Raw genomic sequence first — 22,222 nt, forward strand, 5'->3', positions numbered from 1 at the left:
AAACGAGATCACCCGTGCGCAGGACGTCGAGAAGGATCCGAACAGCTACCTCGACGGACAATCGATGGGCGCAACCGACGGCAGCTGCAAGCCGCTCCCGCCGAGCGGCAGCACCGGCTATTACGAGGCGAGCTGCAACTCGGGCACGAAGGTCGAGGAAGGCGAAGCGATCTGCCGCACGCCCCTCGTCGTCGACGTGATCCCGGGCTCGACCAAATACATCTATACCTGCGAGAACTGGGTGGGTCGCCGCCCGATGTCCAATGACAACACCGCTCGGCGTTGCACGCCGGCTTTCACGCAGCCAGTCGCCCAAGGCATTTGCCGCGAGCGATCACGCGCCACGGTTCTCTACAACGTCTGTCGTCAAGGCACGATCACCAAGTGCTACGAGCCCGACGTCGAAGAGGGCGAGGGCGGCCCGTGCGGCGTCGCACGTGACGGTCCCGTCGCCGTGGACCTGGGCCCAGTCCCGCACCCGGCGCAGCAGCCGGTTGGCGATCCGAGGTGTGCCCCGCGACCGGCCGGCGATCTCGGTGAGCGCCTCGTCGTCGGCCGTCAGGGCGAGCAGGCCGGCGGAGCGGACGAGGATCGCCTCGAGGTCGGCGACGTCGTAGAAGTCGAGGTGGCCGGTGAACCCGAACCGGTCTCGCAGGGGCGCGGGCAGGAGACCGGCCCGCGTCGTCGCACCGACGACGGTGAACGGCGGCAGCTCGAGGGGGATCGCGGTCGCGCCCGGCCCCTTTCCGACGATGATGTCGACGCGGAAGTCCTCCATCGCCAGGTAGAGCATCTCCTCGGCGGTGCGGGACATGCGGTGGATCTCGTCGAGGAAGAGGACCTCCCCCTCGACGAGGGAGGACAGCACCGAGGCGAGGTCGCCCGCATGCTGGATCGCCGGCCCGCTCGTCACCCGGATCGGGCGCTCGAGCTCGGCGGCGACGATCATCGCCAAGGTCGTCTTGCCCAGGCCGGGCGGACCGGACAGGAGGACGTGGTCGGGCACGCTCCCCCGCCGCCGCGCGGCCTCGAGGACGAGACCGAGCTGGTCGCGCACCCGCGGCTGGCCCGGGAACTCGCTCAGCCGCCGGGGACGCAGGGCGACCTCGACCGCGCGCTCGTCGTCGGCGCCGCCCGGGTCGACGATGCGGGCGGTGGCGTCGAAGGATCCGTCGTCCTCGCGCCCACCTCCGAAGCCCTCGACGATCTCCGACCGGAACCCCGGCCGGGGCTCGCCGGTCACGAGCCGAGCCCCCGCAGTGCGGTGCGCAGCGCGTCCCCGACGGGGGCATCGGCCGGCAGGGAGTCGGCGACGGCCGACACGGCGGACTCGGCCTGCTTGGTCGTGTACCCCAGCCCGACGAGCGCATCGGTCACCTGGCCGGCCCAGCCGGTCGTGACGACCGGGGCCGATGCGGCCTCGCCTGCCCCGCCCGCTCCCGTGCCGATCGTCGACGGGACCTTGTCGCGCAGCTCCAGGCAGAGCCGCTCGGCCCCCTTCTTCCCGATGCCGGGCACCTTCGTCAGCGTGGCGACGTCGTCGGTGGACACCGCGGCCGCGATCGCGTCGGGCGTGAGCACGGAGAGCATGGCCAGGGCGATGCGCGGGCCGACCCCGGACACCGTCTGCACCGACTCGAAGACGTCCCTCTCCCCCGGGTCTGCGAAGCCGAAGAGGGTGAGCGAGTCCTCGCGCACCACGAGGGTCGTCGCGAGGGTGGCGCTCGCGCCGACGCGCAGCTCGCCCATCACCCGGGGCGTCGTCCGCACAAGCATCCCGACGCCACCGACGTCGAGGACAAGGTGGTCAAGGCCGACGTGCGAGACCGTGCCGGACAGCGAGGCGATCATCGGGCCACCGCCGCGATCCGCGCACGCTCGGAGGCGGCGGCCACCGCGAGGCGGTCCGACCCGGCCCCCCGCCACTGGCGGCAGATGGCCACGGCGAGCGCGTCGGCCGCGTCCGCCGGCCGGGGCGCGGTCTCCAGCCCGAGGATCCGCACGACCATCGCCGCCACCTGGGCCTTGTCCGCACGGCCCGATCCGGTGACCGCGGCCTTGACCTCGGTCGGGGTGTGGAGCACGACCGGGAGGCCGCGGCGGGCGGCGGCGAGCATGACGACGCCGGACGCCTGCGCGGTCGACATGACGTTCGGCGTGTTCTGCCCGGCGTACACCCGCTCGATCGCGACGGCGTCGGGCTCGAAGCGGTCGAGCCAGCGCTCGACCTCGTCGCTGAGGAAGAGCAGCCGCTCGCCGGGATCGGAGCCCGCGGGGGTGCGGACCACCCCGACGGCGACGAGCGACAGTCCCCCACGGCCGGACGCCGCACGGCCGGGCCTGGGGCCGTCGACGACGCCGAGGCCGCACCGGGTCAGGCCCGGGTCGACACCGAGGGTGCGCACGACGGGCCTCCTGCGGACGATGTGGACAGGTGTTCGATCTCAGGCTACAGACGCCGGACGGCTCGGGCGGCGAGCAACACGCCCGCCGCCCGAGCCGTCCCGGGGTATCAGTCCTCGTCGAGCTGCGCGACGACGTCGTCGGGGATGTCGCCGTTCGCGTACACGTCCTGGACGTCGTCGCTGTCCTCGAGCGCCTCGACGACGCGGATCATCTTCCGCGCGCCGTCGGCGTCGAGCGGGACCTCGACGCTCGGCTTGAAGGAGGCCTCGGCCGACTCGTAGTCGATGCCCGCCTCCTGGATCGCCTTGCGGACCTCGACGAAGTCCGCCGCCTCGGAGACGATCTCGAACGCCTCACCGAGGTCGTTGACCTCCTCGGCGCCAGCGTCGAGGACGACCTCGAGCAGGGAGTCCTCGGTGACGCCGTCGGCCTTGGGCACGACGACGACGCCCTTGCGGGTGAAGAGGTAGGAGACCGACCCCGGGTCGGCAAGGCTGCCGCCGTTGCGGGACAGTGCGGTGCGCACCTCGGCCGCCGCCCGGTTGCGGTTGTCGGTGAGGCACTCGATGAGGATCGCGACACCACCGGGTGCGTAGCCCTCGTAGGTGATCGTCTCCCAGTCCGCGCCGCCGGCCTCGGCGCCGGAGCCGCGCTTGACGGCCCGGTCGATGTTGTCGTTCGGGACCGAGCTCTTCTTCGCCTTCTGGATCGCGTCGTAGAGGGTCGGGTTGCCCGCCGGGTCACCGCCGCCGGTCCGGGCCGCGACCTCGATGTTCTTGATGAGCTTGGCGAAGAGCTTGCCGCGCTTGGCGTCGATGGCCGCCTTCTTGTGCTTCGTCGTCGCCCACTTGGAGTGTCCGCTCACGTCTCTCTCTTCCCTCTGACCGGCGCTGGCTCAGCGGCCCACTGTAGTCACCGGGGGTCGCCCCCCCGCCTCAGGCGCCGACGACCCGCTCGACGAAATGGCGGTGGATCCGGCGGTCGCCGGTCACCTCGGGGTGGAAGCTCGTCGCGAGCACCCGCCCCTGCTGGACCGCCACGGCGCGCGTGGTCCCCGCGACCTCCACGGAAGCGAGGACGTCCACATCGGTCTCCCACTCCTCGACCCACGGTGCGCGGATGAAGACCGCGTGCACGGGCCCGCCGGGGATGCCCTCGATGTCGAGGTCGATCTCGTGGGAGTCGACCTGCCGGCCGAAGGCGTTCCGCCGCACCGTCGCGTGGAGCCCGCCGAAGGTCTGCTGGTCACGGTGCGCGTCGAGGATGCGGTCGGCCAGGAGGATCATCCCGGCGCACGACCCGTAGACGGGGAGCCCGCCAGCGATGGCGGCGCGCAGGGGCTCCCTCAGCCCGAAGATCCCGGCAAGGCGGTCGATGACCGTCGACTCGCCGCCGGGCAGGACGAGCCCGTCGAGCCCGTCGAGCTCCTGCGGTCGCCGTACCGCGGTCGTCGACGCGCCCACGGCCTCCAGGACGCGTCTGTGCTCTCGGACGTCGCCCTGGAGTGCAAGGACCCCGATCCTGGGGCGGTTCGCATCTGACACGGCCGGGAACGGTACCGCCCCGTCCGCACGCGGCGGACGGGGCGGTTCATCTCGGGTGGCTCGATCAGGCGCCGTGGCCGCCGGGCGGCGGCGGGGCGGGGTGGCCCGGGGTCTGCCCCGGCGCCGGCGGGTACGCCTGGCCCTGCCCCTGCCCGGGCGCGGGCGCGGCGTCCTGCCCCGGCGGCGGCGGGACGGGGGTGCCCGGCTGCGTCGCGTGGGGTGCCTAGTGGTGGCCGACCATCTGGTGCTGCGGGGTCTTGTTCTGCTGCGACTTCCACACGAGGAAGACGACGCCGGCCGCGACGGCCAGCAGGAGCAGGCAGCAGCACCCGAAGAGGCTGATCCCGCCGCCGCTGCGACGCCGGCGCCGGGTGACGACCTCCGCCAGGTCGGCGACCCACGGCTGGTCCGCGGCGTGGGCCACGAGGGCCTGCGCCTGCCCGACCACCGCGAACGGGTCGAGGGCGAGGAGTGATGTCGTGATCTGGCTCATGCCGTCATCCTGCCCGAGGAGGGGTCCGCGGGCACCGTGCTCACCAGCCGCGCTCGGCCAGGCGGTGGGGCTGGGCGATCTCGTCGACGTTGATCCCGACCATGGCCTCCCCGAGGCCGCGGCTCACGTCGGCGATGACCGCCGGGTCGTCGTGGAAGGTCGTCGCCTTGACGATGGCCGCGGCGCGCTGGGCGGGGTTGCCGGACTTGAAGATGCCCGAACCGACGAAGACGCCCTCGGCGCCGAGCTGCATCATCATCGCCGCGTCGGCGGGGGTCGCGATGCCGCCAGCGGTGAAGAGGACGACGGGCAGCGAGCCGGTCCGAGCGACCTCGGCGACCAGGTCGTAGGGGGCCTGCAGCTCCTTCGCCGCGACGTACAGCTCGTCCTCCGGAAGGTTCTGCAGCCGGCGGATCTCGGTGCGCATCGCCCGCATGTGGGTCGTCGCGTTCGACACGTCGCCGGTGCCGGCCTCACCCTTGCTGCGGATCATCGCCGCGCCCTCGGTGATCCGACGGAGCGCCTCGCCGAGGTTGGTCGCGCCGCAGACGAAGGGGACGGTGAAGGCCCACTTGTCGATGTGGTTGGCGTAGTCGGCGGGGGTGAGGACCTCAGACTCGTCGATGTAGTCGACACCGAGGGACTGCAGGACCTGGGCCTCGACGAAGTGCCCGATCCGGGCCTTGGCCATCACGGGGATCGAGACCGCGTCGATGATCCCGGCGATCATGTCGGGGTCGCTCATCCGGGACACCCCGCCCTGGGCACGGATGTCGGCCGGGACCCGCTCGAGCGCCATGACGGCGACGGCACCGGCGTCCTCGGCGATCCGGGCCTGCTCGGGGGTGACGACGTCCATGATCACGCCGCCCTTGAGCATCTCGGCCATGCCGCGCTTGACGCGGGTCGTCCCGGTCGTGGGGGTGGCGTCGGGGGCGGGGGACGGCTGGGTCATCGAACATCCTCAGGGGCTGGTGCAGGCGTGGGGCCCGGTGAGTCTAGGGACCCTTCCACCCCGACCGGGACCCCTGTCCGCCGATAGGCGTCCAGGACACGGTCCGTGACCACCGGCCATGCGAAATCGGCGACGCGCGCGAGGCCGCGGTCGACCAGACCGGCGCGTGCCTCGGCGTCCTCGAGCAGCCCGGTGATCGCACCGGCGAGGGCGTCGGGGTCTCCGGGCGGCACGAGGATCCCCGCGCCCCCGTCCGCGAGCACCTCACGGAACGCGGGGATGTCGCTCGCGACGACGGGGGCGCCGGCTCGCAGCGCCTCGAGCAGGACGATGCCGAACGACTCCCCCGAGGTGTGCGGCGCGACGAAGACGGTCGCCCCACCGACGAGCGCCTCCTTGTCGGCCTCGGGCACCGGGCCCAGGACGGTGACCCCGGCGTCGCGGGCGCGGGCGACGTCGATGCCGGCGACCGGACCCGCGACCACCACCTCGGCGCGGGCACCGATCCGACGTGCGGCCGCCAGGAGGACGTCGAGACCCTTGCGTGGCTCGCCCATCCGGCCAAGGGCGACGACCCGCGGTGGGGCGGCCGCTCGCACGCGACGCCCCGCTCGTGTCGAGTCGCCCAACAGCTGGATGCCGTTGGGCACGACGACCGGCCGCTGGCGCAGGTGGGGTGCGATCGTCTCGGCCGCCGTGCGGCTCACGGCGAGCGCGACGTCGACCCGCCGCAGCACGGGACCGACGACGCACCGACCCGCGTCGAGGACCCAGGGCGAGGCGAGGGCCGCGTGGAAGGTCGCGACGACCGGCACCTGCGCGGCGCGCGCGACGACCATGGAGACGCTCGGGACCGTCGGCTCGTGGACGTGGACGAGGTCGAACGGGCCCCCGGCCACGCCCCCGGCCAGCCAGCGACGCGCGGCCCGGGCCGCCACCGGTCCGGGGGTGATCCGCGCGACGGAGCCGTTGAACGGCACGGGCACGGCACGGCCCGCAGAGACGACGCGGACGCCGGCGACCTCCTCGCGCGGCTGCCCGGGCGCGAGGACCGAGACGAGGCAGCCGCGCCGGGCGAGCTGCTCGGCGAGCCCCAGCACGTGGGCCTGGACCCCGCCGGGCACGTCGAGGGAGTACGGGCAGACGAGGCCGACCCGCAGCGCCGCCCGGCTCATCGGGACCGCGCCGGGTCGAGGTCGACCGTGAACACGGGTTGCATCATGTGCCACTGGTGCGGCTCCGCCGCGATGGTCGTGCCGAGCGCGGCGATGCAGGCCTGGGTCGCCGCCCTGATGACGTCCGGGTCCGGCCGGCCAGCGCCTTCGGCTCGTGGCACCACGACCTCGTCGTGGAAGATGCACTCGATCCCGTACCCGCCGTCGGCCCGGCTCGCCTGCCGTATCGAGAGGGGGAACAGCGCGGCGCCGGTGGACGCGGCGAGGACCGTGGGGCCGGTCGCGACGCGGGCGGGCGAGCCGCAGAGGTCGACCTCGACCCCCGTCCGCCGCAGATCCCGGTCGGACAGCAGCGGGACGAGGAACGGGCCGCCACGGAGGTCGGTGATGTGCCCCTGCAGGGCGGGCACCACCGGCGGACCACCGGTGAGCGGAAGGATCGTCATGCCGAGCCCGGTCCGGAAGCGGACGAACTCGTCGAAGACCTCCTCCGGGCGGAGCCGCTCGGCGACCGTGACGACGGGCGCGAAGTGACGCTGCGACCAGGCGCCGGCGAGGTCCCAGTCCCCCATGTGGCCGAGGAAGAGGACGACGGAGCGTCCCGCGGCCAGGTGAGCCCGAGCCGGACCGTCGCCGACGAGCCGGACCGAGGCCGCGAGGGTCGACGGGGCGAGCGCGGGCAGCCGGAACACCGACCACCAGTAGCGCAGGTAGCCGCGGACACCCTCGGCGACCAGGTCCTCGACGGCAGCGTCGGACAGGTCGGGCCGAACCGTCGCGTAGTTGCTGCGCATCCGGTCCACCCCGGCCCCGCCGCGCCGGTGGACGACCTCGGCGGCCCGGTCGACGAGCCGGAGCGCGGGGCCCTCCTCGAGGTTCCGGACGGCCGCCCAGCCGCCGCGGAAGCCCGCCGTGACGAGCGCGTCCCGCAGCGCCATCCGCCCGAGGCTCACGCCGATCGAGCCTCGTGGGACTGGCGGTGGACCGCAGCGACCCGGTGGGCGATCGTCGCGGCACTGGCGAGGGCGATGAGAGCGAGCACGACCGTGAGCACGACCCGCGGCAGCCCGAGCCCGACGAGCCCGGTGGTCACCAGGGCGGCGACGAGACGGTCGGCACGCTCGGCGATCCCACCCGCCGCGGTCATCCCGAGCCCCTCGGCGCGTGCCCGCACGTAGGACACGACGAAACCGAGGACGAGGCACAGCAGCGCGAGCAGACCCGTCAGCCGGTGCTGACCGCCATCGAGGTACCACCACGCGAGGGCGGCGAAGACCGCGGCGTCGCCGAACCGGTCGAGGGTCGAGTCGAGGAAGGCACCCCATGGCCCGGTTCGTCCCTGCTCGCGGGCCATCATCCCGTCGATCATGTCGGAGAAGACGAACACGGTGATGACGACGACCCCGCCGAACAGGCGCCCCTGGGGGAAGAGCACGAGCGCACCCAGGCACACGCCGAGGGTCCCGATGATCGTCACGGCATCCGGGCTCACGCCGAGCCGCAGCAGTCCCCGCGCGATCGGCGAGAGGAGGCGCGTGAACAGGGCGCGCGCGTAGCGGTTGAGCATGGCGGTCGCCACCCTACCGACCCTCGACCCGGCTGGAGGAGCGCAGGGCGCCGGTCGCTGACCCGGCTGCGCCCCGGTCAGGCGCTCCGGGCGCGGGCCGGCCCCGGTCAGTCCGGGGTCGGCTCGCCCGGCCACGCCTCGAGCAAGCTTTGCCGGACGTCCTCGAGCAGCATCGGCAGCGCCTTCGTCCGTCCGACGATCGGGAGGAAGTTGGCGTCTCCGCCCCAGCGCGGGACGACGTGCTGGTGCAGGTGGGCGGCGACGCCGGCGCCCGCGACCGCGCCTTGGTTCATCCCGAGGTTGAACCCGTGCGGGCGTGAGGACCTCTCCAGGGTGCGGATCGCCGCCCGCGTCAGCGCGGTGAACTCGGCGAGCTCGACCCCCGTGAGGTCGACGTACAGCGGTACGTGGCGGTACGGGCACACGAGGACGTGACCCGGGTTGTACGGAAAGAGGTTCATCACGACGTAGCAGTGCTCGCCGCGGTGGACGATGAGCCCGTCGGCGTCGTCCTTGCCGGGCGCTGCGCAGAAGGGGCAGCCGTCCCCCGCCTCGTCGCTGGGCCGCTCGCCGCGCACGTACGCCATCCGGTGCGGGGTCCACAGCCGCTCGAAGCCGTCCTGCAGCCCCGCGTACTCACCCGCGGGCGTCGGCTCCGGACTGGCCTGCGGGATCGGCGTGTCAGGCATGGGGCGATCCTAGGACGATGCCCGTGTCGCGGGCGGCGTCCTGGACCGCCGCACGGAGGCGGCGGCCGATCCCCGTGCCCCGGTGGCCCGGGACGACGAACACGTGCTCGAGGTACCACCCCTCGGCGCGGCCCTCACGCGACAGCGAGGGCAGCGTCCGGACCCGCATGACCAGCGCGCACCCGACCGGCGAGCCGTCGTCCAGCTCGGCGATCCACCCCCTCCGGTGGTCCCACTCCTGCAGCAGCGCGTCGGCGTACTCGCGCAGGAACCCCGGCCGCGCCTCGCAGCCCTGCTGCCGGTCCTCCTGGATCCGCAGGGCCGCCAGGGCGAACGCGTCGGTGCGCTCGATCGGCCGGACGGTGACGTTCACCGGTCGCTCAAACCTGGACCCGGTCCGCGATCGCGCGCGTGATCTTCTCGATCGCGGCCTCGACCGGCACGCCGTTCTCCTGGGAGCCGTCGCGGTAGCGGAAGGACACGGCACCGGCCGCCTGGTCCTCCGCCCCGGCGATGAGGACGAACGGCACCTTGGACTTGCTGGCGTTGCGGATCTTCTTCGGGAAGCGGTCGTCGCTCGCGTCCATCTCGACGCGCACCCCGGCGACCGCCAGGCGGTCGAGCACCTCCTGCAGGTACGGCTCGAAGTCCTCGGCCACGGGCACACCGAGCGCCTGGACCGGCGAGAGCCACACGGGGAACGCCCCCGCGTAGTGCTCGATGAGCACGCCGATGAAGCGCTCGATCGAGCCGAACTTCGCCGAGTGGATCATCACCGGGCTCTGGCGGGAGCCGTCGGCGGCCTGGTACTCGAGCTCGAACCGCCGCGCCATGTTGAAGTCGTACTGGATCGTGCTCATCTGCCACGTCCGACCGATGGCGTCCCGCGCCTGGACCGAGATCTTCGGGCCGTAGTACGCCGCGCCGCCCGGGTCCGGGACGAGCTCGAGGCCGGTCTCCGTCGCGACCTTCTCCAGCGTCGCCGTCGCCGTGGCCCACTCCTCGTCGGACCCGATGAACTTGTCCTTCTTGTCCCCGTCCTCGTCGCGCGTGCTCAGCTCGAGGTAGAAGTCGTCGAGGCCGAAGTCACGCAGCAGACCGAGGACGAAGTCGAGCAGGTGGCGGATCTCGTCCGGCGCCTGCTCCGGCGTGACGTAGCTGTGGCTGTCGTCCTGGGTGATCATCCGCACCCGGGTCAGACCCGAGAGCACACCGGACTTCTCGTCCCGGTAGACGGTGCCGAACTCGAAGAACCGCAGCGGCAGTTCCCGGTAGGACCGCCCGCGGCTGCGGAAGATCTCGTTGTGCATCGGGCAGTTCATCGCCTTGAGGCGGTACGCCTGCCCGTCGACGTCGAGCGGCGGGAACATGCCGTCGGCGTAGTACGGCAGGTGCCCGGAGGTGTAGAAGAGGTCCTCCTTGGCCACGTGCGGGGTGCCGACGTACTGGAAGCCCTCCTCGATGTGCCGGCGGCGGACGTAGTCCTCCATCTCCCGCTTGATGACCCCGCCCCTGGGGTGGAAGACGGGCAGGCCCGGGCCGATGGTGCTGGGGAAGCTGAAGAGGTCGAGCTCGGGACCGAGCTTGCGGTGGTCGCGGCGCTCGGCCTCGGCGAGCCGGTCGAGGTACGCCTTGAGCTCGTCCTTCGTCGGCCACGTGGTGCCGTAGATCCGCTGCAGCTGCGGGTTCTTCTCGCTACCGCGCCAGTACGCCGCCGCGCTGCGCATCACCTTGAAGGCGTTGCCGATGAGCTTGGTGCTCGGGATGTGCGGGCCGCGGCACAGGTCGCCCCACGCGACGGTGCCGTCCTTGCGGACGTTGTCGTAGATCGTCAGCTGTGCACCGCCGACCTCGACCGAGGCCCCCTCCGCGGCGTCCTCGGCCGAGCCACCCTTGAGGCCGATGAGCTCGCACTTGTACGGCTCTGCGGCGAGCTCCTCGAGCGCGGCCTCGTCGGTGACCTCCCGACGGACGAAGGTCTGCCCCTCGTTGATGATCTTCTGCATCGCCTTCTCGAGGGCCTTGAGGTCGTCGGGGGTGAACGGCTCGGCGACGTCGAAGTCGTAGTAGAAGCCGTCGCGCACCGGCGGCCCGATGCCGAGCTTGGCATCGGGGTCGAGCTGCTGGACCGCCTGCGCGAGGACGTGGGCGGTCGAGTGCCGCAGGACGTCGAGACCGTCCTGCTCCTGCGCCGTCACGGGCTCGACGACGTCCCCGTCTGCGAGCACGTGGGTGAGGTCTCGCAGCTCGCCGTTCACCCGCGCGACGAGGACGGTGCGGTCGTCGCCGAAGAGGTCGGCCGCCGTCGTGCCGGGCTCGACGCTCCGCTCGTCTCCGGCGACGGTGAGGGTCAGCTGGCTGGCCACGGTGCGGCTCCTTCTCGGCGGGGTGCGGCGCCGGTCCGGCGCTCGGACGACTCTAGTCGGCCCCGCCCGCCTACGGCCGGGTGGTTTCGCCGCGACGGTCATCCCCCCGAGCAGGCAGAAGGCCCCCGGCGGCGCCGTGCGGGCGCTCCCGGAGGCCTTCTGCCTGGCGAGCGGGTGCTCAGTCCAGGGTGAGGACGAGGTGCTCGGTCTTCGGTCGCCGGCTGTCCCGGAGCCCGGCGACGACCTGCCCGTCGGCGACCGTCCCGGAGACGACGAGGTCGACCTTCCCGGGCAGGAGCACCGGCTTCATGAACCACACGTGCGACGTCGACGGGCCCTCCGGGCGACGCCCCAGGGCACCCAGCACCCGGGCGTAGGTCCACATGCCGTGGGCTATGGCGCGAGGGAAGCCCATCGCCTTCGCCGTCAGCGGGTGGAGGTGGATCGGGTTGACGTCGCCGGAGACCGCGCCGTACCGCCGACCGAGGCCACCGTCGAGGCTCCACTGCGCGGCGGCGAACCCCGTCGGCATCGGCGGGGCCGCTGCGCCTCGCTCGGCCTCCGGGTCGCCCTTGCCCCGCTTGAGGTAGGTGCTCCGCCCCGACCACGCGGACTCCCCGTCGACGGTGACCTCCGTGACGAGGTCGACCTGCGTGCCCTTCGGGTGTGCGCGCATCCGCTCGGCGTGGACGGTGAGCGTCAGCTCGTCCTGCGCGGTGAGCCGTCGCCGCACCGTGATCTCGTTCTCGATGTGGACGAGACCGGCGAGGGGCAGGGGGAAGGACCGTCGCGCCATGAGCTCGGCCTGGAGGCCGAACCCGAGCACGTGCGGGTACGTGTGCGGGAGGACGTCGTCGACGGTGAAGCCGCACAGCCGCTCGTAGTCCGTCAGGTGATCCCGGTCGATCCGGACGTTCTCGACGCGCAGCCTGGTGGTCGGCAGCTCACCCCGGCCCGACTTCTTCCCGCCGAGGACGGACCGCGCGAGGATCGGCGCGAGGACCGGCGTGCGCGGCAGCGTCTCGATCGTCGGCTCGGTGCTCTCGCCCGTCATGTCAGGCACCGAGGAGCATCTGGCCGCAGACGCGGACGGTGTTGCCGGTGACGCCGCGGTTGGAGTCCCAGGCGAGGAAGCCGATCGTCTCGGCGACGTCGACCGGCTTTCCGCCCTGCGACAGCGAGTTCATGAGCCGACCGGCCTCGCGCGTGGCGAAGGGCACCTTCGCGGTCATCTCGGTCTCGATGAAGCCCGGCGCGACGGCGTTGACGGTGACCCCCTTGGCGATCACCTGCGGGTCCGTCGCGAGCGCTCTGGTCATCCCGATGACACCGGCCTTCGAGGCCGCGTAGTTCGTCTGACCGCGGTTGCCGGCGATGCCGGCGATCGAGGCGACGTTGACGATGTGCCCGCCGTCGTTGATGGCCGGGACGAGCGCCTCGTTCATCCGCAGGATCGACAGGAGGTTGACCTGGAGCACGGAGTCCCAGCGGTCGGCGTCGGTGTTCGCGAGGAGCTTGTCGCGGGTGATGCCGGCGTTGTGGACGACGATGTCGAAGCCGCCGTGGCGGGCCTTCGCGTGCTCGACGATCTTCTCCCCCGCGTCCTGCGCGGTGACGTCGACCTGGAGCGCGGTGCCGCCCAGGCGGTTCGCGACCTCGCTCAGCGGGCCGCCCGCCGCGGGGATGTCGACGGCGACGATGGTCGCGCCGTCGCGCGAGAGGACCTCGGCGATCGAGGCACCGATGCCCCGGGCCGCGCCGGTGACGATCGCGACCTTCCCCGCGAGCGGCCGGTCGAGGTCGGCCGGCTGCTCGATCGGGGCGACCGGCGACCCGACGTGGACCACCTGCGCGGAGACGTAGGCCGATCGGCCGGAGAGGAAGAACCGGACCGGGGCGATGACGCCCTCGTCCGCACCCTCGGCGACGTACACGGTGTTCGCCGTGCCGCCGCCGCGCATCTCCTTGCCGATGGATCGGACGATGCCCTCGAGCGCCCGGCGGGCCGCGGACTGCGCCACGGAGCTCGCGTCCTCGACGGGACGCCCGATGACGATGACCCGACCGGTCGCCCCGAGCGTCTTCAGGGCCGGGCCGACGATGCCGCGCAGCGTCTCGAGGTCGGCCGGGGTCTCGATCTGCGTCATGTCGACGACGACCCCCGACACCGAGGTCGACGGGCTGGTCGCGATCTGGACGTCGGCCGACAGGGCGCCGGTGAGGAGCTCGGCGACGGGCGCATCACCGTGCCCGGCGACGAGGACCGCGCCGCCGATGAGCGGGTCACCCGGCTCGTGGCGACGCAGCCGCGAGGGCCGAGGGAGGCCGAGGGCGGTGGCGAGCTGCTTGCCGACGCCGGAGCTGACGAACTTGCCGTAGTCGAATGCCATGGGGTCTCTCCTGGTTCTCAGGTGGTCTGGTGTCCCGGGGTGCGCTCAGGCGCCCTCGACGATGGCGACGACGCCCTGGCCGCCCGCCGCGCAGATCGAGATGAGGCCGCGGCTGCCCGTGCCCTTCTCGTGGAGCATCTTCGAGAGCGAGGCGAGGATCCGGCCGCCGGTCGCGGCGAACGGGTGGCCCGCGGCGAGGGAGGAACCGTTGACGTTGAGCTTGCTCCGGTCGATCGAGCCGAGCGGCGCGTCGAGCCCGAGGCGCTCGCGGCAGAACGTCTCGTCCTCCCATGCCTTGAGCGTCGACAGGACGGTCGAGGCGAAGGCCTCGTGAATCTCGTAGAAGTCGAAGTCCTGCAGGGTCAGACCGTTGCGCTGGAGCATGCGCGGGATCGCGTAGGCCGGCGCCATGAGCAGACCCTCGGCGCCGTGGACGTAGTCGACCGCTGCCGCCTCGCCGTCGACGAAGTACGCCAGGGGCGTCAGGCCGTGCTCGGCGGCCCAGTCCTCCGAGCCCATGAGGACGACCGAGGCGCCGTCCGTCAGGGGCGTCGAGTTGCCGGCCGTCATCGTCGCGTTGTCGCCCTTGCCGAAGACCGGCTTGAGCTTGGCGAGCTTCTCCACGCTGCTGTCGTGGCGGAGGTTGGTGTCGCGCGAGACGCCGCGGAAGGAGGTGATGAGGTCGTCGAAGAAGCCGCGGTCGTAGGCGGCGGCGAGGTTCTTGTGCGATGCCGCGGCGAGGGCGTCCTGGGCCTCGCGGGTGATCCCCCACTTCTTCGCGGTGATCGCCATGTGGTCGCCCATGGACAGGCCGGTGCGCGGCTCGACGTTGGCCGGCGTGGCGATGCCGATGTCGCCCGGGCGGATCGAGCCGAGGGTCTTCACCTTGTCCGCGGTCGTCTTCGCGCGGTTGGCCTTGAGCAGCTTCCGGCGGAGCTTCTCGCTCACCATGATCGGGGCGTCGGAGGCGGTGTCGACGCCGCCGGCGATGCCGCTGTCGATCTGGCCCAGCGCGATCTTGTTGGCGACGAGGATGGCCGCCTGCAGACCGGTGCCGCAGGCCTGCTGGATGTCGTAGGCCGACGTCGTGGGCGCGAGCGAGGAGCCGAGGACGACCTCGCGCGTGAGGTTGAAGTCGCGCGAGTGCTTGATGACGGCTCCCGCGACGACCTCGCCGAGGCGCTCCCCAGCCAGGCCGTACCGGGCGACGAGGCCCTCGAGGGCCGAGGTCAGCATGTCCTGGTTGGAGGCCTCGGCGTACTCCTTGAACTGCCGGGCGAAGGGGATGCGGTTGCCGCCGAGGACGGCGACACGGCGGGGTGCGGTGAGGGCCACGATCAATCACTCCTGATGGGTGGGCGGGCGTCGCGAACCGGCGACAAGTACGCGGGACGCACGGTAACAGGTACGGTCAGTACCTGCTACCGTTCCCGCGTGAACCACACCCCCGACCGTACGCCCACGACCGGCGCCGACGTCGACGGGCGCAGCGCGCGCTGGGAGGGACACCGGCAGGCCCGCCGGGCCGAGCTCGTCACCGCCGCGATCACCGCGATCGAGGAGCGCGGCGCGGGCGCCGGGATGGACGAGATCGCCTCGGTCGCCGGGACGAGCAAGACGGTCTTCTACCGCCACTTCCACGACCGGGCGGGCCTGTACCGGGCGGTAGCGGAGCGGGTGGACCGGATCGTCCTCGCCAAGCTCCGGCGAACCCTGTCCGGTTCCGACGCCGACGCGGCCGAGGCCCCCGCGCGGGTGCCGGAGGACCCGAGGGGCGTGATCGGCGCCGCGATCGACTCCTACCTCTCCCTCGTCCAGGAGCAGCCGGAGGTCTACCGGTTCATCGTCGCCGCTCCCCTGCTGCGGGCGGGGTCGAGCGCCGAGGACGACCCGGCCGGGGAGGCGACGAGCCGGATGGCCGGTGCCGTCTCGGAGATGCTCGCGGTGTCGATGCGGGCGGCCGGGATCGACGAGGCACCGGCGCGGGTGTGGGGTGAGGCGCTCGTGGGGATGGTCCGCGCGGCCGCCGACACGTGGCTCGCGGGCGGGACGGACGCCATGCCGCGGGCGCAGCTCGTCGAGCACCTGACGACCCTGGCGTGGAGCGGGGTCGGGGACGTTCTCCGGCCCGCACGCTGACCGAGCCGGTCCCGTCGTGCAACCATGCAGGGCATGGCCGCGACGGAGCAGCTCGCCGAACGGATCCGGCACGTCCTCGACGGGCGGTGGGAGGAGACGCGCCAGCGCGTGCGGCGTGAGATCGACCCGGCGGCGTTCGCCCCGCCCACCGAGCTGCTCGACATCGAGACCCACCGGCAGCGCACGCTCGAGGCGATCCTCGAGCTGACGCACACGGACTTCGCCCGGGACGGCCTGTCCCCCGAGCAGGGCGGCACGGGGCGTCACGGCGCCTCGGTGACGGCCTTCGAGATGCTCGGGCACGCCGACCTGTCGATCTTCGTCAAGGCGGGCGTCCAGTTCGGTCTGTTCGGCGGCGCGATCGCGAACCTGGGGACCGAGCGGCACCACCGGGAGTTCCTGCCGGGGATGATCGACGGCTCCCTCCTGGGGTGCTTCGCGATGACGGAGACGGGCCACGGCTCCGACGTGCAGGCCCTGCTCACGACCGCGACCTACGACGCGGCGACCGACGAGATCGTCGTCCACACCCCGGACCTGCGGGCCCGGAAGGACTACATCGGCAACGCCGCGCGCGATGCCCGGATGGCCGCCGTCTTCGCCCAGCTCGTCGTCGACGGCGAGGACCACGGCGTCCACTGCGTGCTCGTGCCCATCCGGGACGAGCAGGGGTCCCCGATGCCCGGCGTGACCATCGGGGACTGCGGCGCGAAGATGGGCTTGCGCGGGGTCGACAACGGGCGGCTCACGTTCGACCAGGTCCGGGTCCCGCGGGCGAATCTCCTCGACCGCTACGGCTCGATCGACGACGAGGGGCGCTACCACTCCCCCATCGAGAGCCGCGGGCGCCGCTTCTTCACCATGCTCGGCACGCTCGTGCGGGGTCGGATCAGCGTGGCCGGCGGGGCCGGCGCAGCGACGCGGACAGCGCTGACCCTGGCGATCACCTACGGGCTGCACCGGACCCAGTTCGAGTCCGGCGACGGTGACGGGGAGGTGACGATCCTCGACTACCGGGCCCACCAGCGGAAGCTCCTCGTGCCGCTCGCCTCGAGCTACGCGCTCATGCTCGCGCAGAACGCTCTCGTCGAGCGGATGCACGAGGTCGCGAGCGGGCAGGACACCTCCGAGCACGCCCAGCGCGAGCTCGAGGCGCGGGCGGCCGGGATCAAGGCGGTGACGACGAGGCACGCGACCGACACGATCCAGACGTGCCGCGAGGCGTGCGGCGGCGCCGGGTACCTGTCGGCCAACCGGTTCGACGACCTCAAGGCGGACACCGACGTCTTCACGACGTTCGAGGGCGACAACACCGTCCTGCTGCAGCTCGTCGCCAAGGGGCTGCTCACGCAGTACAAGGACGCGTTCCACGAGCTCGACACCCGCGGCGCCTTCTTCTTCGGGGCGCGGCAGGTGACGGAGTCGGTCATCGAGCGGACGATCGGCGGGTCCCTGATCCAGCGGCTCATCAGCGGGGCGCCCGGGCGCGACGCGGACGACGCCCTGGGTGACCGTGGGGGTCAGCTGTCGCTCTTCGAGGACCGGGAGAGCCACCTGCTCGAGACGGCGGCGATGCGGCTGCGCCGCGCGGGCGAGGACGGCGCGGACTCGTTCGAGATCTTCAACGACGCGCAGCCGCACCTGCTGGAGACCGCGCGCGCCCACGTCGACCGGGTCGTCCTCGAGGCGTTCGTCAGCGCCATCGACGCCTGCGAGGACGAGGACGCCCGGGAGGTGCTCGACCTCGTGTGCGACCTCTACGTGTTCGCGACGATCGAGGCCAACCGGGCGTGGTTCCTCGAGCACGGCCGCCTGAACCACGCGCAGGCCAAGGGCGTCATCGCGCGGGTGGACGAGCTGTGCGCCCAGCTGCGGCCGCACGCCCAAACCCTGATCGACGCCTTCGCGATCCCGAACGCGTGGCGCGACACCGAGCTGCTCGAGTTCCTCGGCGAGACCTCGGGCTGATCCGGGGCCGGTCGGTCGGTCGGGCCGGCCCCCGGCGCGTCCGAGGATGATCGTCGGCAGCCCGCCCAGGGGCGCGAGCAGCGATCCGACCAGGACGAACGCGATCGAGATCAGCATCATCCTCTTCTTGCCGACCATGTCGGCCAGGCGCGAGACGATCGGCGTCGAGGCAGCGCCCGCCAGGAGGGTGGCGGTGACCGCCCAGGAGACGCTGCTGGGCGATGCCCCGAGGATCCCCGGCAAGCGCGGGATCGCCGGCACGACGAGCGTCTGCTGCAGCGCCACCACGAGTGCTGCGAGAGACGCCGCCGCCACCAGCGGTGTGCCGTGGGCGACCGGTGCCACCGGTTCGGCCAGTTGTGTCGGGGTGGCTGCGTGTGCCATCCGTCCTCCTGTGCGCTGCGAGTTCGGCACAGGGAACCAACGGCGCGAGCCCCGGGCTGCACGCGTGCAGGTTTCCGACACACAACGCGCCCGGAGATCGACCATCCGATTCCCGATCGCGGTGAGGGAGGCCGAGGACACCCGGCGCTACGCTGCGCAGGTCCAGCAGTCACGTCCCCGGAGGGTGCGTCGCGTGATCGACACCGTGGACCGGCGCCTGCTGACCCTCCTCGACGCCGATCCGACGTCGCCGTTCGCGGTACTCGCCCAGCAGCTGGACGTCAGCGAGCGAACCGTCTCCCGCCGCTACCACTCCCTGCACGCCCGGGGGCTGATCCGCGTCGTGGGCCGCACCCTCCCGGGCTTCGGGTCGCAGGTGGCGTCTCGTCCGGGCGCGAAGCACACCGTCACGGACCGAGCACCTGGCCGAACCCGGGGACATCGTCGAGGCAGGCACCCGTCTTCAGGCCCTGCCGGAGTGCCGGTTCTTCGCCGTCACCAGCGGCCCGAGCACCCTCGTCGAGAACGTCGCGACCGAGTCGGCACCGGCCCTGGTGGCGCTCGTCGACACCCATCTCACGGGGGTCGTGCGCCGGGTCGAGATGCTCACCACGGGCCGCGTGTTCAAGCGCCACGCAGGGCCGTCCACGCCGGTCTGAGCCTCGATCGGCCTGGGAACGACGCAGGGTGTGAAGTTCCCACAACTCCCTGACCTGCGGAAACGCTCCTTGCCCGGTGGGGGTAGGTCCCTAAGGATCGGGCACTTTTGTCCATCACCCGCGCAGCACCGCCGCTCAACAGTCCTCGTGGACCGTCAGTCCCTTCCCGACTTCGACCACGGAGAGCGCCACGAAGCACCGGGTGCAGACCACGGCCTTCGAGTTCGAGCACTCGCAACCCCGGCACTCCGGACACTTCCAGTCCCCACAGTTGGCGCACTGCCCGGATGAGGTGTCCGCCGCGAAGTACTCCCCGCACGCGGCGCACGCCTCACGCCAGTCCGAACTGTGGCGGGTGCGACTGTCGGGGCGCGTGGATGTCGCGACGGCGATCACGAGGCCCTCGTGGAGTGCGACGTCGATCCGGACGTCCGTGTCGGCCCAGCCCGTCGAGTAGCGGATGCCTTCGGAGCCTGACCCGGTTTCCCGGACAGTTTCGGTGTGTTGATCATGCCGCGGTTAGCGGCGTGGTGTGAAGGGCTTGGTATTCGTGCGGGCTGAGGTAGCCCAGTGCCGAGTGACGACGGCGGGGGTTGTACCAGCCCTCGATCCACTCGAAGATCGCCGAGGCCAGCTCGACGCGGCTGGTCCAGTGCCGGCGGTCGAGCAGCTCGCGTTGCATCGTCGACCAGAACGACTCGATGAGGGCGTTGTCGACACTCGACGCGACGCGACCCATCGAGCCGAGCAGCCCTGCCTCCCGCAGCCGGTGACCGAACACCCACGAGGTGTAGGCCGACCCGCGGTCTGAGTGCACGATCGTGCCCGGTGGTGGCCGGCGTTGCCAGCGGGCCATCTGCAGCGCGTCCACGACCAGCTCGGAGCGGATGTGGTCGGCGATCGACCAGCCCACGACCCTGCGGGTGCAGGCGTCGATGACCGCGCAGCAGTACACCCACCCGTCCGCGGCCCGGTGCTGCGTCACGTCGGTGAACCAGACCCGGTCGGGCGCGTCCGCGACGAACCGGCGCTGCACGAGGTCCTCGTGCACGGCCGGCACCGGACGATGCCCACGGCCCTTGCGATGGTGGCACACGCCCACCAACCCCTGCTGACGCATCAACCGGGCCACACGCTTGCGGCCGACCGCCACGCCCATCCCCAAGCGCAGCTCGGCATGCACCCGTGGCGCACCGTACGTGCCTCTCGAGGCTGCATGGACTGTCGCGATCGTCGCGCTCAGGGCCGCGTCCTGGGCCGCCCGCGCCGAGGGCGCCCGGCCCTGGCTGTCGTAGTACGACGAGCGAGGAATGTTCAGCACCCGGCAGGTCACCGCCACGGGAAACCCCTCAGCGGCCAGCTCACGGACCAGGCCGGCACTCATTTTGGGAGAACGTTCTCCTGCGCGAAGTACGCCGACGCGCGCTTGAGGATCTCGATCTCCATCGCCTGACGACGATTCTCCCGACGCAGCCGCACCAGCTCCTCCCGCTCGGCGCTCGACACGCCCTCCCTACGCCCTGAATCGACGTCGTCACGGGCCATCCACCGGCGCAAGCACGACTCGCTGATCCCCAGATCCTTCGCGATCGAAGCCACCGACGCGCCCGGCTCCCGGGTCAACGCCACCGCCCGACGACGGAACTCCAACGGCTTGGCTGCAGGCATCTTCCAGACTCCTCTCCGAGACGATCATCGCCCCAGCTCAGGTGTCCGGGAAAGCGGGTCAGGCTCCGNCGACGCGCCCGGCTCCCGGGTCAACGCCACCGCCCGACGACGGAACTCCAACGGCTTGGCTGCAGGCATCTTCCAGACTCCTCTCCGAGACGATCATCGCCCCAGCTCAGGTGTCCGGGAAAGCGGGTCAGGCTCCGGTGTCGGGTGGTAGGCCGGCGATCACTGCTGCCGGGTCGGTCAGGCGGCGCTGGGTCAGGCTGACAACGCGTTGCTCACGTTCACTACTTCGAGCAACGAGATGACGGTCCGGGCCGGCCCCACCCATTCCGGACGCAGCGGCCTCGTTCGCGGTGTGGCGGCGGGCTTCGACGGCGACGACGTCGGCGGACACTGCGCCCACGGACAGGGCGGCGATGATCCCAGCAGTCACCTGCTCGGTCGTGAGGGAGCGGTGGAGTAGGAGGACGTCGACGAGTTCGCGGGTGCCGTCGGCGTCGCCGTTGACCTTCCTCGAGGCGGCCCAGAACGCTTCATGTGCCGGCGTAAACACGCCGGCTGCACGGGCCTGGGCCAAGGCGGTCGACCCGGGCAGGGCGCCTGGTTTGAACCGCAGCACCTCCAAGGTAGTGATCGAGGGTGACGTGGCTGGTGCCGCGGGCCACGACCCGTGGATGGACCGCCGCCACGCTGCGGCCCTCGAACACGACGACCTCGGTCGCGCGCAGGCTGACGCGGACTCGTCGCCCGATGAGGTGTGCCGGGACGGAGTACTTCACCATCCGCACCGTGATCATCGAGGACCGGTCAACACGGGGGTGGAGCACCAGTCCGGGCTCGAACACCTCCATGGGCAGCGGTCGAAGCAATGGCTGCTCGAGCGCGAGGTCGTGGCCGATGGTCAGGACATGCCCGCTGATGCGCCGGCCCTCGTCAGCGGCCTCCCACCTCTTGATCTGCTCGTTGAGGTCGTCAAGGGAATCGACCTCGGGCATCGGGACCAGGTGGTTGCGACGGAACCAGCCGACCGCGCCTTCGACGCCACCCTTCTCGTGAGCGCCCTCGATGCCGGGCTGCAGTAGAACGCGTCGAACCCGTAGTGCGACCGGAACAGCACCCACCGATCGTTCTCGTTGCGGGCCCGGCCCGGGCCGTAGATGACGTTCGTGACGGCCGAGGTCAGGTTGTCGTACTTGATGTGCCGGGTCGGGACGCCGCCGATGGCGTCGAACGCTTCGATATGCCCTTGGAGGAAAGCTTCCTGAGCCTGGGTGGGGTACACCCGATGGATCGCCCTGCCCGAGTGGGAGAGCCAGAGCACGAACATGTAGCACTTGGTCTTCACCCCGCCGAGGACGACCCAGACCTCGCCGAAGTCGACCTCGGCCTCCTCGCCCGGGCCGTGTTGTTGTGCGATGAACGCCTCCAAGTGGCGCGCTCCCTCGAGGTCGATCTGTGCCCGCCGCACCCGGACGTAGTCACGCACCGTCGAATACGGCAACCCGGTAGCTGAGTGTTCGTCGACGAGGCGAGCGAGGATCCGGGTTGCGGTGTGGCGCTGCTTCTTGGGCGCGTCCAGATCCGCGCGGAGCATGCCGTCGATGGCGTCCTTAAACGGGTCCAACCGTGGCGAAGACCTCGTCGGTGCCTTACGGGTCGGTGGCTCGGCTGCGGCGAGGGCCCGCCGGACGGTGCGCCGGTGGACCCCATGACGGCGGGCGAGCTCGCGGATGGAGACCTCCTCGACCCGCGCGTCCCGACGTATCGCAGCGAACAACTCCACACGTGATCCCATCCCAACCCCGATCCCTCG

The 22,222-nt window shown here is 71.9% G+C and carries 20 protein-coding genes and 4 pseudogenes; 3 read left to right on the plus strand and 21 right to left on the minus strand.

What is annotated here, in order from left to right; genetic code table 11:
• Nucleotides 1–382: 382 nt before the first annotated feature.
• The 16 genes and pseudogenes from ruvB to DAA34_RS09565 form a co-directional block, all read right to left on the minus strand.
• A pseudogene (ruvB, locus tag DAA34_RS09490) lies at nt 383–1,207 on the minus strand (Holliday junction branch migration DNA helicase RuvB); the annotation flags it as partial.
• Nucleotides 1,208–1,239: 32 nt separating this feature from the next.
• The gene (ruvA, locus tag DAA34_RS09495; RefSeq protein WP_106818802.1) at nt 1,240–1,851 is read right to left on the minus strand and encodes a Holliday junction branch migration protein RuvA; all 612 of its coding nucleotides are present in this window, start codon (nt 1,849–1,851) and stop codon (nt 1,240–1,242) included.
• On the minus strand, nt 1,848–2,405 hold the full coding sequence (gene ruvC / locus DAA34_RS09500) for a crossover junction endodeoxyribonuclease RuvC (protein WP_106818804.1): 558 nt from the start codon (nt 2,403–2,405) through the stop codon (nt 1,848–1,850). Before ruvC ends, ruvA begins: the two co-directional genes overlap by 4 nt.
• Before the next feature lie 107 nt (nt 2,406–2,512).
• Nucleotides 2,513–3,271: a YebC/PmpR family DNA-binding transcriptional regulator gene (locus tag DAA34_RS09505; RefSeq protein ID WP_106818806.1), complete on the minus strand. Its 759-nt coding sequence runs from the start codon at nt 3,269–3,271 to the stop codon at nt 2,513–2,515.
• Nucleotides 3,272–3,341: 70 nt separating this feature from the next.
• Nucleotides 3,342–3,950: a pyridoxal 5'-phosphate synthase glutaminase subunit PdxT gene (pdxT, locus tag DAA34_RS09510; RefSeq protein ID WP_106818808.1), complete on the minus strand. Its 609-nt coding sequence runs from the start codon at nt 3,948–3,950 to the stop codon at nt 3,342–3,344.
• 223 nt (nt 3,951–4,173) lie between these two features.
• The gene (locus tag DAA34_RS09515) at nt 4,174–4,443 is read right to left on the minus strand and encodes a hypothetical protein (protein ID WP_106818810.1); all 270 of its coding nucleotides are present in this window, start codon (nt 4,441–4,443) and stop codon (nt 4,174–4,176) included.
• Between the two features lie 40 nt (nt 4,444–4,483).
• Nucleotides 4,484–5,398 (minus strand): pyridoxal 5'-phosphate synthase lyase subunit PdxS, encoded by a 915-nt coding sequence (pdxS, locus tag DAA34_RS09520; RefSeq protein WP_106818812.1) that lies wholly within the window; start codon nt 5,396–5,398, stop codon nt 4,484–4,486.
• Nucleotides 5,395–6,573, minus strand: coding sequence for a glycosyltransferase family 4 protein (locus DAA34_RS09525; RefSeq protein ID WP_106818814.1), 1,179 nt, complete (start codon nt 6,571–6,573; stop codon nt 5,395–5,397). Before DAA34_RS09525 ends, pdxS begins: the two co-directional genes overlap by 4 nt.
• Nucleotides 6,570–7,526 (minus strand): phosphatidylinositol mannoside acyltransferase, encoded by a 957-nt coding sequence (locus tag DAA34_RS09530; protein WP_234354196.1) that lies wholly within the window; start codon nt 7,524–7,526, stop codon nt 6,570–6,572. Before DAA34_RS09530 ends, DAA34_RS09525 begins: the two co-directional genes overlap by 4 nt.
• The gene (gene pgsA, locus DAA34_RS09535; protein ID WP_106820055.1) at nt 7,523–8,140 is read right to left on the minus strand and encodes a phosphatidylinositol phosphate synthase; all 618 of its coding nucleotides are present in this window, start codon (nt 8,138–8,140) and stop codon (nt 7,523–7,525) included. The genes DAA34_RS09530 and pgsA overlap by 4 nt, the downstream gene beginning before the upstream one ends.
• Nucleotides 8,141–8,247: 107 nt before the next feature.
• Complete coding sequence (locus tag DAA34_RS09540; protein WP_106818816.1) at nt 8,248–8,829, minus strand: HIT family protein; 582 nt, start codon at nt 8,827–8,829, stop codon at nt 8,248–8,250.
• Entirely contained in the window at nt 8,822–9,202 is a 381-nt protein-coding gene (locus tag DAA34_RS09545) for a GNAT family N-acetyltransferase (protein WP_106818818.1), read from the minus strand. Before DAA34_RS09545 ends, DAA34_RS09540 begins: the two co-directional genes overlap by 8 nt.
• 7 nt (nt 9,203–9,209) lie before the next feature.
• Nucleotides 9,210–11,195 (minus strand): threonine--tRNA ligase, encoded by a 1,986-nt coding sequence (gene thrS, locus DAA34_RS09550; RefSeq protein WP_106818820.1) that lies wholly within the window; start codon nt 11,193–11,195, stop codon nt 9,210–9,212.
• A 178-nt stretch (nt 11,196–11,373) separates the two neighbouring features.
• On the minus strand, nt 11,374–12,249 hold the full coding sequence (locus tag DAA34_RS09555) for a MaoC family dehydratase (RefSeq protein ID WP_106818822.1): 876 nt from the start codon (nt 12,247–12,249) through the stop codon (nt 11,374–11,376).
• A gap of 1 nt (nt 12,250) precedes the next feature.
• Entirely contained in the window at nt 12,251–13,585 is a 1,335-nt protein-coding gene (locus DAA34_RS09560) for a 3-oxoacyl-ACP reductase (protein WP_106818824.1), read from the minus strand.
• Nucleotides 13,586–13,630: 45 nt separating this feature from the next.
• Nucleotides 13,631–14,920 carry an acetyl-CoA C-acetyltransferase gene (locus DAA34_RS09565; RefSeq protein WP_106818826.1) on the minus strand — a complete coding sequence of 430 codons (1,290 nt, stop codon included), beginning with the start codon at nt 14,918–14,920 and terminating at the stop codon, nt 13,631–13,633.
• A 99-nt stretch (nt 14,921–15,019) separates the two neighbouring features.
• Here DAA34_RS09565 and DAA34_RS09570 point away from each other — a divergent pair, with 99 nt between their 5' ends.
• Together DAA34_RS09570 and DAA34_RS09575 are read left to right on the plus strand one after the other, a co-directional pair.
• Nucleotides 15,020–15,724: a TetR family transcriptional regulator gene (locus DAA34_RS09570; protein WP_234354197.1), complete on the plus strand. Its 705-nt coding sequence runs from the start codon at nt 15,020–15,022 to the stop codon at nt 15,722–15,724.
• A 33-nt stretch (nt 15,725–15,757) separates the two neighbouring features.
• Nucleotides 15,758–17,692: an acyl-CoA dehydrogenase family protein gene (locus tag DAA34_RS09575; protein WP_325027568.1), complete on the plus strand. Its 1,935-nt coding sequence runs from the start codon at nt 15,758–15,760 to the stop codon at nt 17,690–17,692.
• 45 nt (nt 17,693–17,737) lie between these two features.
• Here DAA34_RS09575 and DAA34_RS12750 read toward each other — a convergent pair.
• A pseudogene (locus DAA34_RS12750) lies at nt 17,738–18,181 on the minus strand (MFS transporter); the annotation flags it as partial.
• Between the two features lie 100 nt (nt 18,182–18,281).
• Between DAA34_RS12750 and DAA34_RS12755 the strand changes: the two are divergent.
• Nucleotides 18,282–18,404, plus strand: a pseudogene (locus tag DAA34_RS12755) (AsnC family transcriptional regulator); the annotation flags it as partial.
• A 79-nt stretch (nt 18,405–18,483) separates the two neighbouring features.
• Here DAA34_RS12755 and DAA34_RS12310 read toward each other — a convergent pair.
• From DAA34_RS12310 to istA, 4 genes and pseudogenes are all read right to left on the minus strand, one after another.
• The gene (locus DAA34_RS12310; RefSeq protein ID WP_199847515.1) at nt 18,484–18,711 is read right to left on the minus strand and encodes a hypothetical protein; all 228 of its coding nucleotides are present in this window, start codon (nt 18,709–18,711) and stop codon (nt 18,484–18,486) included.
• 532 nt (nt 18,712–19,243) lie between these two features.
• Nucleotides 19,244–20,119, minus strand: a complete 876-nt coding sequence (locus DAA34_RS09590; RefSeq protein WP_106818835.1) for an IS3 family transposase — start codon at nt 20,117–20,119, stop codon at nt 19,244–19,246.
• Nucleotides 20,116–20,403 carry a transposase gene (locus DAA34_RS09595; RefSeq protein ID WP_106818248.1) on the minus strand — a complete coding sequence of 96 codons (288 nt, stop codon included), beginning with the start codon at nt 20,401–20,403 and terminating at the stop codon, nt 20,116–20,118. Before DAA34_RS09595 ends, DAA34_RS09590 begins: the two co-directional genes overlap by 4 nt.
• A gap of 208 nt (nt 20,404–20,611) precedes the next feature.
• Nucleotides 20,612–22,204, minus strand: a pseudogene (gene istA / locus DAA34_RS09600) (IS21 family transposase); the annotation flags it as partial.
• Nucleotides 22,205–22,222: the final 18 nt, after the last annotated feature.

Source organism: Janibacter massiliensis (assembly GCF_900289115.1).
Taxonomy (GTDB): domain Bacteria; phylum Actinomycetota; class Actinomycetes; order Actinomycetales; family Dermatophilaceae; genus Janibacter_A; species Janibacter_A massiliensis.